Here is a 12,749-nt window from a genome sequence, read left to right on the forward strand (position 1 = left end):
TCTTTTTTTTTATACCACCCTGTCTGGGGGGGGGTGGGGCCGGGGCGGGTTACCCCACCGGGGGTTGGGGCCTGTTCCACGTCTCGAACGCGTCGTTCGCGACACGCGCAGCTCTCGAACGCGTCGTTCAGGACACACGTATCCCCCGAACGCATCGTTCGGGACGCACAGCTCAAACGCGTCGTTCGGGACGCGCAGCCACCAGAAGACCTCAGCCCCGGAAAACGCTCTTCCGCTGCGAAAGCCGCCGGTACAGCGACTGCTGGATCGACTCGCGCACCTGATCGGTCAGCGTGAACACCAGCATCGGGTCGTCCACCGCGTCCGCGTCGTAGGAGTCGGTCCGGATCGGCTCGCCGAACTCGATGCTCCACTTCGTCGGCAGCGGGATCGCGCCGAGCGGGCCCAGCAACGGGAAGAACGGGGTCACCGGGAAGTACGGCAGGCCCAGCAGCCGGGCCAGCAGCCGGATGTCGCCGATCTTCGGGTAGATCTCCTCGGCACCGACGACCGACACCGGGATGATCGGCACCCCGGCCCGCAGCGCCGCGGACACGAACCCGCCGCGGCCGAACCGCTGCAGCTTGTACCGCGCGGAGAACGGCTTCCCGATGCCCTTGAAGCCCTCGGGCCAGACGCCGACGAGTTCTCCCTTGCGCAGCAAGCGTTCCGCGTCCTCGTTGCAGGCCAGTGTCTGCCCGGACTTGCGGGCGAACGAGCCGACCAGCGGTACCCGGAACACCAGGTCCGCGCCGAGGCAGCGCAGGTGCCGCGAGTCCGGCGTCTCGTCGTGCACGGCCACCGCGGTCATCAGCGCGTCCAGCGGCACCGTGCCGGAGTGGTTGCACACCAGCAGCGCGCCGCCGTCGGCTGGCAGGTTCTCGACGCCGAAAGTGCTGACGCGGAACCACTTCTGGTACAGCGCGCGCAGTGGCGGCAGGAACAACGCGTCCGTCAGGTCCGCGTCGAAGCCGAACTCGTCGACGGTGTAGTCGCCGGTCAGCCGGTCGCGCAGGAAACCGAGCGCGGACAGCAGCGACGCGGGCAGAAGGTCGCCGTCGGGTTCCTCCGGCGTTCTCGGTGTCACCGGACTGCCGGGGAAGGCCACCACCGGGGCCTCCCGGCGCGCCTGGTCCTGGTTCGCCGCGTCGGCCTCCCTCAGATCACCGGCCGCCTCGGCGGCCGGATCGGACGTGGGCCCCGCGGCCTGCTTCTCCCGGCCGGGCCCGTGCAGGGGAATGATCTGTGCCTCGGCACCGCTCACGGTGTCCGCCTCGCCTTCGAAGTCGGTTGCCCGGCTCACCGGTGCGCCGCCTGACCGGTCGCGGCGGCGACGAGCACCTTGCCGGCGAGCCCGGCGAGCTTGCTGCCGTCGAGCACCGGCCGTAGCCCGCGGCCGGTGATGTAGTCGTCGAACGCCTCACGCGTGCTCCAGCGAGGCGTGTACCCGAATTCCTTCTTGAGCTTCGTGATGTCGACCACCCTGCCGAAATTGAGCAGCCGGACCTGGTCGGCCGAGAAGTCGACAACCCGGGCGCCGCGCAGCACCTTGCCCACCGAGGGCACGACCATGCGCGGCATCGGCAGTTCGACCCGCCCTGCCCGGCGGATCGCCTGCGACAGCGTCAGCACGCCGTCCGAACCGACGTTGAACACGCCGGGTTTGTCCTCCAGCGTCGCCCGCTCCAGCACCGACAGTGCGTCGGACGCGTGCAGCAGCTGAAGCCGCGCGTCGTAGCCGAAGACCGTCGGCACCACAGGCAGCGCGAAGTACCGCGAGAGGACCGTGTCGACCTCGGGACCGATGACGTTCGCGAACCGGCAGAGCGTCACGGTGATGTCGGGGCGGCGCCGGGCCAGGCCCCGTACGTAGCCTTCCATCTCCACGGCGTCCTTCGCGTACCCGGTCGACGACGTCGGGATCAGCTCGGAGTCCTCGGTGAACACAGCCTGGGAGCGTGCCCCCGCGCCGTAAACGGCTGCGGTCGACTTGACCACCAGCTTGCGCACCCGCGGTGAACGCTGGCACGCGGCCAGCAGGCGCATGGTGCCGATGACGTTGACTTCCTTGATCGCCGTCCGGCGGCCGGGACCGGCCGGATGCGCCGTGCAGGAGGCGTGCACCACGGTGTCGACCTTCGCGGTGCTGATGACCTTCGCGATCAGCGGGTTGCGGATGTCCGCGCGGACGAACTCCGCGTTCCCCATCCGCTGCAGCACCGCCTTGCCCGGCGGCACGGTATCGACGCCGATCACCCGCTCGAACTCGGGATTGTTGCCGAGCCGGGCGAGCAGCTTCCCGCCGAGCTCTCCGGCCACCCCGGTGACGAGCACGATGTTCGACGGCATGAGACTCCCTGCGGCGTAGGGCGGTGACGGGCGGAATGATCACCCAAGGTGCGCGAACCTGCACTCACTGGAAGCATCGCGCGGACGCGCCACCGATGTTACCGCCCAACAGAGGCACTCCTACCAGGTCTTACATGCTCTTAACCGCGATCGTGCGAAAAGCGACGCGCGCCTCACTCGAATGGGCGGAGCGGCCGAAGAAGGCCCAGGAAATGGACGTGGCCCGTCCAGAAGCTGGACGGGCCACCATCACGACCGGAGGAAGAACCGGGTCACTTACCGGCTTTCCTGCGCTGCACGCGCGTGCGGCGCAGCAGCTTGCGGTGCTTCTTCTTGGACATACGCTTGCGGCGCTTCTTGATCACAGAGCCCATGAGCGCTCCTTTCCTCGTCGTTGGTCACGCTGCCCGGCGCAGCGTCCAACCGCGTGGAGCGCACAGGCACGAGCGGTCTACCAGGTTACCCGTGTGGGTTCGCGGGCCGGTCGGCGGGCACGTGGTGCGTGCCCGCGACCGGTCAGCCCACGTCGAAGTAGGCACCCTGGAGGTACTCGTGCACCGCCTTCTCCGGCACCCGGAACGACTTGCCCACCCGCACCGCGGGCAGCTCCCCGGAATGCACCAGGCGGTAGACGGTCATCTTCGAGACCCGCATCAGCGTGGCCACTTCGGCGACCGTCAGGAACTGGACCTGCCCGACTGAAGGCAGCTCCTCCTTCTTGTTCGGCGACATGATTACCGCGTCCTTCGACACGTGTCGCGCCACGAGGCTTCCCCACCTGTGGTATCGACACGCACGTGCTCCCCCGAGGGTAGCGGGACAGGTGGGGCTAAAGCGACGTCAGACCGGGTTCAATCTCGCACTCGCGGTGGTGCACTACCAGGGCGTCTGTCACGCTGTGAAGTCGCACATTCGGCTGAATGGCGTGCGGACCTCAGCCTTCGTGGGCTTTGCCCAGGTCGACGGAGCGATCACGAGCGGCTTCGATGGCCGCCAGCAACGCCGCGCGGACACCGTGCTTCTCCAGCTCGCGGATGGCGTTGATGGTCGTGCCCGCCGGGGACGTCACGGCCTCGCGCAGCAGCACCGGATGCTCGTCGGACTCGGCGAGCATCTTCGCCGCGCCCACCGCGGACTGGATGATCAGCTGCCCGGCGAGCGTCCGCGGCAGGCCGAGCAGGATCCCCGCGTCGATCATGGCTTCGACCAGATAGAAGAAGTACGCCGGTCCAGAGCCTGACAACGCGGTCACCGCGTCCTGCTGCCCCTCCGGCACCTCGACGACCTGGCCGACGTGCGTGAGCAGGTCCTTCACCAGCGCGAGGTGCTCCTGGGTCGCGTACTTGCCGGCGGAGATGGCGCTCATCGCCTCGCCGACCAGCATCGGCGTGTTCGGCATGACCCGCACCACCGGCACGCCCTCGGCCAGCCGCCCCTCGTACAGCGCGGTCGGCAGGCCCGCGCACAGCGACACCACCAGCGAGTCCGGGCCCAGCAGCGGCGCCAGCTCGGCCAGCACCGGGTCGATGTCCTGCGGTTTGACGGCGACGACGAGTACATCCGCCTGCTTCGCGGCCTCCTCGACCTCGACGCCGCGGACCCGGTAGCGCTCGGTCAGCTCGGCCGCCCGCGCCGGGTACCGCTCGGTGAAGAGCAGGTCCTCGGGCCGGTGCCCGCCGTGCAGCAGCCCCGAAAGCAGGGCCTCCCCGATCTTGCCCGCCCCCAGTACCGCGATCACAGTCATGCGTTCAGCGTGCCAAACGGACGTCAGGGGCTCGGTGCCGGGGCGAGCGCGAGCTGACGTGCCTGGCAGACGAGCCGCCCCTGCGAGTCCACCACCGTCGCGTCGGAGTCGAACCAGGCCTCGTGCACCGCGCGCGACTCGACGATCACCCGCAGCCAGCCCGGCGCGGGGCGGGTGCGCAGCAACGCGGTCAGCTGCACGGTCGGCGCCCAGCCCACGCGGCCGAGATTGATCACGACCGGCGGATTGACGTCCCCGGCGAGCAGCGCGAAATACGGGTCGGCGAGGCCGTGACGCGGCCGCACCCACAGCCGCATGCGTGGCGGCTCGCCCACCCGGCCCGCCAGGTAGCCCGCGGTCGCCGGGTCGACCCGCACCTCGCACGCCTTGGCGAGGCCGAACACGCCCTCGGACGTCTCCCCGGTGATCGACGGCGACCCCGGCGGCGGCTCGGCGGGCATCATCGGGACGTCGGACCATTCCGGGCGCCGCATCGGCAGCCGCCCGGTGGTCACCCGCGCCTCGACGCAGCTGCGGCCGCGCTGTTCCAGCCGGATGGCCACCACCGTCGCGCGGCGGCCGACCTTGCGCAGGTCGGTGCGCAGGAGCACCGGGCCCAGCGCGGGCGCGTGCAGGAACTCGGCGCTGATCGCGAGGGGCTCGGCCGGTGGCTCCCCGCGCTCGTGCAGGCTGACGACCGCGGTCCTGGCCAGCAGCGCGAGCAGGAAACCACCGTGCGGATGGGATCCGATCGACCATTCCGCGCGCAGGACCGCGGTGAACGTCCCGTCCCCCATCGAGCGGATCGCGCAGGCGGCTTCGAGCGACGCGCCGCCGTTGTCCGTCGTGCTCACGAACGGCCGGTCCCGGTCCCCCGGAAACCCGGGCCCCCTGAGCCGAGCAGGGGAAGCGGGGCCGTACCGGCGGCGGGGTGCAGCGTGCGCAGCGGGTTCACGGTCGGAACTTTACGTGTTCACAAGGGGGAAACGCAGGTACCTGGTGATCGTGTCCGGCGAAGATGATCTTGCTACTGGCCCAGGTGCAGCCGCGCGAACAGCAGTGCTTCGGCGAGATCGCGGGCGCGCTGGGCGGCGCCGGTCGCGTGCCGGGTGTTGATCTCCAGCACGATCTGACCGGCGAAATCACTGCTGACGAGCTTCTCCAGCAGTTCGGCGCACGGCTGGTTCCCACGTCCCGGCACCAGATGCTCGTCCTTCGGCACCCCGGTGCCGTCGGCGAGGTGGACGTGCCCGAGCCCGGCGCCCATCCGGTCGGCGAGCGCCAGCGCGTCCATCCTGGCCGCCGCGGTGTGCGAGAGGTCCAGCGTGTAGTGCCGGAACCCGACATCGGTCGGATCGATGGACGGGCGGAAAGCCGACACGCGCGCGTTGCGCGAACCACCCGGCGGCCGCACCTTGAACATGTTCTCGACCGCGATCTCGATGCCGCTGGCGTCCTCCAGCTCCCGGACGAGCCCGGGGAAGGCGTCGCCGTAGCGGCGCTGCCAGCGGAACGGCGGGTGCACCACGACGGTGCGGGCCCCCAGCTCGGCCGCGGCGTCCACGGACCGGCGCAACCGCACCTCCGGATCCGGCGACCAGACGCGCTGGGTGATCAGCAGCGACGGCGAGTGGATCGACAGCACGGGCACGCCGGTGCGCCGCGACCAGCGCCGCAACGCCGAGACGTCCTGGCTGACCTGATCGGCCCACACCATCACCTCGACGCCGTCGAAGCCGAGGTCCGCGGCCAGCTCGAACGCGGCACCGGCGCCGAGCGGCCATACCGAGGCCGTCGACAGTCCGACGGGGACACGCGCCGAGGATTCGCTCACGCCGCACATCCTGCCCGCTGCCGTACCGGGCACTCCGCACCGGCCACCGTGACGCCGCGCACGGGCCACGTCGAGAAGGTGCCGGAGTTGCCTCGGCTAACGGGATACGAGCTGTAGTGCCGCGGGTGTCACCGTGACGACGAGGCCGACCAGCACCGCCAGGACCGTGGTCTGCAGGTCCTCGGCGCGGCGGATCTTCCGCACGATCCAGACCAGCCCGACGATCACCACGAGCGCGCCGATCAGCGCGGCGGGGGCGAGGTTGACCCACAGCCAGTTGAAGCCCAGCCAGACCCCGGCGCCCCCGACCACGCCGAGCGCGAGCTGTCCCGCCAGCACCAGCCACTGCTTGCCCGGCGATCCGGCGGGCTCGGCTTCGGCGACGGGCTCGGCGGCTGGGGCGTCCTCGTCGTATTCGTCCTCGTACTCGCCGGACTGCTCGTAGCCGTAGTCGTCGCGGTCGAAGTCGGGGCCGTCCGGGTAGGACGGCTCGTCGAACTCGCGCTCGTACTCGTCGAGGTTGTCGGGCGCGTCGTCGCGGCCGGGCGCGAACGGCATCGGCGCGGGATGGCCCATGGTGGGCGGGCCGCCGTCGTCGTAGTCGTCGTGGGCCGGGTAGCCCTCGGCCTCCGGGTACGGCTCCGGCTCGGGTTCGGCCTCGGCCGGCGGCACCGGCGGGACGACCGGCATGACGCCGACCTCGGTGTCCTCCAGCTGTTCCTTCTGCCGCCGCTTGCGCCAGCCCGCCAGCCCCGCGGGCGGGACGTCGGCCGACGGGGGCACGGGGGGCTCGGCCTCGTCGGGAACGGCCGCGAACTGCTCGGTGTGCGGCTCGGCCTTGGGGGCCTGCCGCCGCCCGGGTGCCCGGCGCGGCCGCCGGGGCGCGTTCTCGGGTGCGGGTGCGGCGAAGGTGCCGCTCGCCATCGGGCCCGGCGCGGGCGGGGCGTCGGCGTCCGGCGCGCCGTCGAGGCCGTCCAACCGGGCCGCCAGCGGGCCGGTGGGCGGCGGCGGGGCCTGGCCGGGACGCCGGCGGACCGGCTGCACCTGCTCACGGGTCTCTTCGGCCGCCGGCGGGGTGGCGGGCGGACGCGGCGGGCGGCGCGGCGGCACCGGCATCTGGCCGGACTCCTGCGGGCGCGCGAACTGCCCGGATTCCTGCGGCGGCCGGGCGAACTGACCCGACTCCTGGGGCGGGCGGACGAACTGACCCGACTCCTGCGGCCGGACGAACTGGCCGGACTCCTGCGCGGCGGGCCGGGCGGGAGGCGCGGGCGGCTGCACGTTCGGCCGCGGCAGCGGCTGCGATTCCTGCGGCATCGGCCGCGGCGCGGGCGGGGTGTCCCCGGCCGGGCGACGCCGCGACGCGGGTGCCGCGGGCGGGGCCGGTGGGGCTGGTGGGGCCGGTGGGGTCCCTGGCGGCGGGCCGTCGGCCGTGACCCGGTCGATGATGGCCTGCGGAGCGGTGTCGCCCGCGCTCGCTCTCCGCCGTCCGCCGGGTTCCGGAGCCAGGTCGTCGTCCTCGGCGGCACGCCTGCGGCGGCGCCGTGAGCTCTCGACCTGCCCGCCGTGTTCGGCGAGCAGTTCGGCCACGGTCTTCTGCGGCTGGTCGCCTCCGGTCTGATCCGTCATACCGTGCTGTCCCAAGCGCGCTCGGGGTTTACGGCACCGGGTGAGGCGGAGGCCGACGCGAGCGAAAATCGCAAAGCTGCTCGTGCCGGCCGACCGGGTGCGGGTGTCCCGCACAACTCAGTACCCGACGGGTCGCCGGCGGCGCCGCGCGCGCTGAACACCGTCCTCTGCATCTCCGTCACCTCTTCACCGTGCCCGTTTTCCGTCAGCGAAGTCCAGTCCGCTGCTGTCACCGGTCTTCTCCCGCGCCGAAGCGCCGGGAAAGACCGGCCCCAGTGTCGTCCGCACCGTTGGAATGGTCCAGCCGCCGCAGGATGACACCCTCTCGCAGAGCCCATGGGCAGATCTCGAGTTCTCCGAGAGAAAGCGCTCGCATGGCGCCCTGCGCCACCAGCGCCCCCGCCACCAACTGGTGGGAGCGGCTTCCGCTGACCCCTTCCAGGTGCGCCAGCTCGCCCGAAGGCATCCGCGAAATGAAGGCGAGGAGCTGACGCAGTGCGGTGTCGGTGAGGGTACGGCGGACGCGGGGACCGCTCGCCGAGGGGGCGGCTCCGGTGAGCCGCGCCAGCGAGCGGAACGTCTTCGACGTCGCGACGACCCGGTCGGGTTCACCCCATTTGGCGACCTTCTTGGCGAGCCCGGCGAGCTGGTCCTCGAGCCAGGCCGACGTCGCGACGAGCTCCGAGCGGCTCGGCGGGTCGTGCTGGAAGCGGGTCCTGGTGATCCGGCCGGCGCCGAGCGGGAGGGATTCGGCGAGCTGGGGCTCCTCGTCGACGCCCATCGCGACCTCCAGCGAACCGCCGCCGATGTCGAGGACCAGCAGGTTTCCCGCCGACCAGCCGAACCACCGGCGGACGGCGAGGAACGTCAGCCTCGCCTCGTCGACGCCGGAGAGGACCTTGAGCTCGACCCCGGTCTGCTCGGCGACCCTGGCCAGCACCTTCGCGGAGTTCCTGGCCTCACGCACCGCCGACGTGGCGAAGGCCATGACCTCCTCGCAGCCGAGCCGCGCGGCGGCGGCCTTGGCCGATTCCACCGCGCCGACCAGTTCGTCGGCCCCCTGCCTGCTGAGGTCGCCGGAACGGGTGATCTGCTCGGCGAGCCGCAGCACCGACTTTTCGGAATGCATGGGGGTCGGGTGGGCGCCACGGTGGGCGTCGACCACGAGGAGATGGACGGTGTTGGAACCGACGTCGAGTACCCCTAGGCGCACGAGGGTCCAGCGTACCGGCCGCACGGCCAGGTCACGAAATCGTAACCAACACCACAGCCTTTTCGTGCGGTCCCGGTGCCCGTCAGGACTCGAACTTGTAACCCAGCCCGCGCACCGTGACCAGGTGCCTCGGCGACCCCGGGTCCGGCTCGATCTTCGAGCGCAACCGCTTGACGTGGACGTCGAGCGTCTTGGTGTCGCCGACGTAGTCCGCGCCCCACACCCGGTCGATGAGCTGACCGCGGGTGAGCACCCGGCCGACGTTGCGCAGCAGGTACTCGAGCAGGTCGAACTCCTTGAGCGGCAAGGAGACCTCGGCGCCGTCCACGGTGACGACGTGGCGTTCGACGTCCATCCGCACCGGTCCGGCCGCGAGCACCAGCGGGGTCAGCGCGTCGCCGGTGTCCCCCTCGCCGCCGCGGCGCAGCACCGCGCGCACCCGCGCGATCAGCTCCCGCGCGGAGTAGGGCTTGGTGACGTAGTCGTCGGCGCCCAGCTCCAGGCCGACGACCTTGTCGATCTCGCTGTCACGCGCGGTCACCATGATCACCGGGACCGCGGAACGCTGACGCAGCTGCTTGCACACGTCGGTCCCGCTCATCCCGGGCAGCATGAGGTCGAGCAGCACGATGTCGGCGCCGTTGCGGTCGAACTCCTCCAGCGCCTGCTGGCCGGTGCCCGCGACGGCGGCGGTGAAGCCCTCCTTGCGGAGCAGGAAGGCGAGCGGGTCGGCGAACGACTCTTCGTCCTCGACGATGAGAACCCTCGTCACAGGTTTCCTCCATGATCCGGGCTGTCCTGCCCTGTGGCCACGAGCCGGGGTGTCCGCTCGGGGGTCTTCTCCTGCCGTACCGCCGGGACCGCGGCACGACCGGGTTCGGGTGCGGGTTCGCCCGCGTGCGCCGGGATGCGCAGGGTGAAGGTGGACCCGGTGCCGGGGCGGCTCCAGAGTCCCACGGAGCCGCCGTGGTTGGCGGCCACGTGCTTGACGATCGCCAGGCCGAGGCCGGTGCCGCCGGTGGCGCGCGAGCGGGCCTTGTCCGCGCGGTAGAACCGCTCGAACACCCGCTGCTGGTCCTCCTCGGCGATGCCGATGCCGCGGTCGGTGACGGCGATCTCGACCACCCCGTCGCGCAGCCGCCTGCTGATCGACACCGGGCTGCCGGGCTGGGAGTACGCGACCGCGTTCTCCAGCAGGTTCGACAACGCGGTGACCAGCAGCGTCCGGTCGCCCTCGACGAGCAGGCCGCTGGCCGCGTCGGTGGTCACGGTGATCTCGGCGGATTCGGCGGAGATCGAGGCCCGGCCCAGCGCCTCGCGGACGACGGCGTCGACCTCCACGACGTTCAGATCGGGCAGCCGCTCGGCGCCCTGCAGCCGCGAAAGCGCGATCAGCTCGGTGACGAGCTGGCCGAGGCGCGTGGACTCGCGCAGTATCTTGCCGCCGAAGCGGCGGACCTCCTCGGTGTCCTCGGCGGCGTCGAGCACGGCCTCGGTGAGCAGCGCGATCGCGCCGACCGGCGTCTTGAGCTCGTGACTCACGTTCGCCACGAAGTCGCGGCGGACCGCTTCGAGCCGGATCGCCTCGGAGTGGTCGACGGCCTCGACCACGGTGAATCCGTCGCCCAGCGAGCGGACCAGGCCGAGCACCGCCTCGGGCTGGCGGCCACGGGCTTCCAGCGGCGAAAGGTCGATCTCCATCGGCTCGTCGGTCTCGACGACCTGCTCGGCGGCCTTGCGGGCACGCGGGTCGGCCTGGTTGACCTTCACCAGGCCGAGCTCGTAGGCGCGCGGGTTGTGCAGCACCATGTCGCCGAACTTGTTGAGCACGACGACGCCGTTGTTCGAGGAGCGGATGAGCCGGGCCAGCAGTTCGGCCACGGTGGGGCCGGCGGGGCGCCGGGCTTCCTCCCTCCGGGCGCGGATTTTGGCCGCGAGGAAGCCGACAACCACGCCGACCACCAATGCGCCGATGGCCAGTGCGAGTGAAGCAGGCGTGGTCACGGGGGAATCGTAAGCATCGAAGTGGGCTTCCGGCCTAGTCCCGGACGCCTTGTCGTGAGCACCGTGACACCTCCAGGCGACAAGTTCGCCCTGGTGTCAGGCCTCGTTCACGTTTCGGACGCCGTGCCGAGACCTTCGATAGACCGAAGTCCTCTTCGGACAACTTCAGTCCACCCGCCGCGACATTCTGTTGGAGATGGTCGATATCCCCCGTTCCGGGGATGGCCAGCACGTTCGGTGACCGGTGCAGCGTCCACGTCAGCCGGATCTGCGCGGCGGTGACCCGATGGTGCCGGGCGACGGTTTCGCGGAGCTGCGCGAACAGGCGCCGCACCCATGTCGCGAACGCTCCGTTCCCGACGTTCAACGTCCGCACCGAGTCGTTCGGGACGAGCCATCGCGCAGCTCAGGGGCCGGATGCCGTGAAGGACTCCTTACCGGCACTCAGTGCCGGTAAGGAGTCCTTCACAGTCTTCTCGAGGTCTTGTCCACAGGCACTCGGCCGTTGTGGACAACTTGGGCCTCAGCGGCTCGTTTTCCGGGGGTTGTCGTACCCCGGCGGTAGGATTGTTGCTGGGGTCGCCCCCCGGAGAGGGCGGGGGATACCCACCCGGTGCCTCCGGGGAAGCGGGGTCAGCGGCCCTGGTTGGCGACGGCGGCCGCGGCCTCCTTGGCGGCGTCCGGGTCGAGGTATTCGCCGCCCGGCTTGACCGGCTTCAGATCCTCGGTGAGGTCGTAGCGCAGCGGGATGCCGGTCGGGATGTTCAGGCCCGCGATGTCCGCGTCGGAGATGCCGTCCAGGTGCTTCACCAGCGCGCGCAGCGAGTTGCCGTGCGCGGCGACGAGCACGGTGCGGCCCGCCCGCAGGTCCGGCACGATCGCGGACTCCCAGTACGGCAGCAGCCGGGCCACGACGTCCTGGAGGCACTCGGTCAGCGGAGCCGCGTCGCCGAGGTCGGCGTAACGCGGGTCGCCTGCCTGGCTGAACTCGTCCGACGGGTCGATCTCCGGCGGCGGGGTGTCGTACGAGCGGCGCCAGAGCATGAACTGCTCCTCGCCGAACTCGTCGAGCGTCTGCTTCTTGTTCTTGCCCTGCAGCGCGCCGTAGTGCCGCTCGTTGAGCCGCCAGTCGCGCTTGACCGGGATCCAGTGCCGGTCGGCGGCGTCGAGCGCGATGTTCGCGGTCGAGATCGCGCGCCGCAGCAGCGAGGTGTGCACGACGTCCGGGAGCAGCCCGGAGCCGGCCAGCAGCAGCCCGCCCTGGCGGGCCTCGCCCTCGCCCTGCTCCGACAGCGGCACATCGACCCAGCCGGTGAACAGGTTTTCCGCGTTCCACGTGCTCTGCCCGTGTCGCAGCAGCACCAGCGTCCCAAGTTCGGCCATGCCCACAGCCTGCCAGAACCCTCCGGCGCGCCCGCCGCGAGGCCGGGTAGCCGGGCCAGGTTGAACGGTGTTCTACACAGAGTGCGTTACCGGCTGGTAACACCTTCACCCGACCAGAAGTCCGACTGCCAACAAGAGCGAAAAAGGGTGCAATGCACTCCACTCCGTTATCCCCAGCAGAAAAATTCACTCCAACGGAGTAACCAGTAGTCTTGTGATTACTGGTCGACATCTGAAAGGTTTGGCTACGTCCTACTCGGCCGGATTCCACGCACTCCCCGGCCGGAGTCGGGTACGACCGCGGCTCGTCTCCCCCCTGCCGAGCCGCGGCCCGCCAGGCCCCGTTGGCATCCCCCTCGTCACCGGGTCCACAGAGGCGGGAACTTCAGCGGGACGGCTCGAGATCGCGACTCCCCCCTCCCTCGAGCCGTTCCGCTGCCTCCTGTTCGGAAACCTGGCGGTTTCCTCCCGGCGTCCCGTTTCGTTGGGGGGGGGGGGGGGGCGCCGCCCCCCCCCCCCCCCCCCGGGGGGCCGGGGGCGGGGGGCCCCCCGCCCCCCCGGGCCCGGGGGGGGGGGGGGGGGGGCGGCGGCGC

At 71.2% G+C, this 12,749-nt stretch carries 13 protein-coding genes; all 13 read right to left on the reverse strand.

Annotation, left to right across the window (positions count from 1 at the left end; all coding sequences use genetic code 11):
* Positions 1-211 precede the first annotated feature (211 nt).
* Positions 212-1,303: a lysophospholipid acyltransferase family protein gene (locus tag ACFWX1_RS41720; RefSeq protein WP_378395421.1), complete on the reverse strand. Its 1,092-nt coding sequence runs from the start codon at positions 1,301-1,303 to the stop codon at positions 212-214.
* Positions 1,300-2,349, reverse strand: coding sequence for an NAD-dependent epimerase/dehydratase family protein (locus ACFWX1_RS41725; protein ID WP_378395422.1), 1,050 nt, complete (start codon positions 2,347-2,349; stop codon positions 1,300-1,302). The genes ACFWX1_RS41720 and ACFWX1_RS41725 overlap by 4 nt, the downstream gene beginning before the upstream one ends.
* 272 nt (positions 2,350-2,621) lie before the next feature.
* On the reverse strand, positions 2,622-2,723 hold the full coding sequence (locus tag ACFWX1_RS41730; RefSeq protein ID WP_007030867.1) for a 30S ribosomal protein bS22: 102 nt from the start codon (positions 2,721-2,723) through the stop codon (positions 2,622-2,624).
* Positions 2,724-2,865: 142 nt separating this feature from the next.
* The gene (locus ACFWX1_RS41735) at positions 2,866-3,081 is read right to left on the reverse strand and encodes a helix-turn-helix domain-containing protein (RefSeq protein WP_345397694.1); all 216 of its coding nucleotides are present in this window, start codon (positions 3,079-3,081) and stop codon (positions 2,866-2,868) included.
* Positions 3,082-3,283: 202 nt separating this feature from the next.
* Positions 3,284-4,093: a pyrroline-5-carboxylate reductase gene (gene proC / locus ACFWX1_RS41740; protein WP_378395423.1), complete on the reverse strand. Its 810-nt coding sequence runs from the start codon at positions 4,091-4,093 to the stop codon at positions 3,284-3,286.
* 23 nt (positions 4,094-4,116) lie between these two features.
* Positions 4,117-4,890, reverse strand: coding sequence for a thioesterase family protein (locus ACFWX1_RS41745; RefSeq protein ID WP_378395437.1), 774 nt, complete (start codon positions 4,888-4,890; stop codon positions 4,117-4,119).
* Between the two features lie 230 nt (positions 4,891-5,120).
* Positions 5,121-5,894, reverse strand: coding sequence for a sugar phosphate isomerase/epimerase family protein (locus tag ACFWX1_RS41750; protein ID WP_378395438.1), 774 nt, complete (start codon positions 5,892-5,894; stop codon positions 5,121-5,123).
* Positions 5,895-6,023: 129 nt separating this feature from the next.
* Positions 6,024-7,556, reverse strand: a complete 1,533-nt coding sequence (locus ACFWX1_RS41755; protein WP_378395424.1) for a hypothetical protein — start codon at positions 7,554-7,556, stop codon at positions 6,024-6,026.
* Between the two features lie 229 nt (positions 7,557-7,785).
* A complete protein-coding gene (locus ACFWX1_RS41760; RefSeq protein WP_378395425.1) occupies positions 7,786-8,769 on the reverse strand; it encodes a hypothetical protein in 984 nt (327 codons plus the stop codon).
* An 82-nt stretch (positions 8,770-8,851) separates the two neighbouring features.
* Complete coding sequence (locus ACFWX1_RS41765; RefSeq protein ID WP_378323663.1) at positions 8,852-9,541, reverse strand: response regulator; 690 nt, start codon at positions 9,539-9,541, stop codon at positions 8,852-8,854.
* Positions 9,538-10,773, reverse strand: coding sequence for a sensor histidine kinase (locus tag ACFWX1_RS41770; protein ID WP_378395426.1), 1,236 nt, complete (start codon positions 10,771-10,773; stop codon positions 9,538-9,540). Before ACFWX1_RS41770 ends, ACFWX1_RS41765 begins: the two co-directional genes overlap by 4 nt.
* Before the next feature lie 34 nt (positions 10,774-10,807).
* Positions 10,808-11,149, reverse strand: a complete 342-nt coding sequence (locus tag ACFWX1_RS41775) for an aldo/keto reductase (protein WP_378395427.1) — start codon at positions 11,147-11,149, stop codon at positions 10,808-10,810.
* 257 nt (positions 11,150-11,406) lie between these two features.
* Positions 11,407-12,156: a phosphoglyceromutase gene (locus ACFWX1_RS41780; RefSeq protein ID WP_378395428.1), complete on the reverse strand. Its 750-nt coding sequence runs from the start codon at positions 12,154-12,156 to the stop codon at positions 11,407-11,409.
* Between the last annotated feature and the right edge of the window lie 593 nt (positions 12,157-12,749).

Origin of the sequence: Amycolatopsis sp. NPDC059021 (assembly GCF_042739895.1) — a bacterium.
Classification (GTDB): domain Bacteria; phylum Actinomycetota; class Actinomycetes; order Mycobacteriales; family Pseudonocardiaceae; genus Amycolatopsis.

Bases quoted from the DNA above. Each gene is read 5' to 3' on its own strand.
- ACFWX1_RS41735 (WP_345397694.1), bottom strand. From the start codon at position 3,081: ATGTCGCCGAACAAGAAGGAGGAGCTGCCTTCAGTCGGGCAGGTCCAG.
- proC (WP_378395423.1), bottom strand. From the start codon at position 4,093: ATGACTGTGATCGCGGTACTGGGGGCGGGCAAGATCGGGGAGGCCCTG.
- ACFWX1_RS41730 (WP_007030867.1), bottom strand. From the start codon at position 2,723: ATGGGCTCTGTGATCAAGAAGCGCCGCAAGCGTATGTCCAAGAAGAAG.
- ACFWX1_RS41745 (WP_378395437.1), bottom strand. From the start codon at position 4,890: ATGGGGGACGGGACGTTCACCGCGGTCCTGCGCGCGGAATGGTCGATC.
- ACFWX1_RS41780 (WP_378395428.1), bottom strand. From the start codon at position 12,156: ATGGCCGAACTTGGGACGCTGGTGCTGCTGCGACACGGGCAGAGCACG.
- ACFWX1_RS41725 (WP_378395422.1), bottom strand. From the start codon at position 2,349: ATGCCGTCGAACATCGTGCTCGTCACCGGGGTGGCCGGAGAGCTCGGC.
- ACFWX1_RS41755 (WP_378395424.1), bottom strand. From the start codon at position 7,556: ATGACGGATCAGACCGGAGGCGACCAGCCGCAGAAGACCGTGGCCGAA.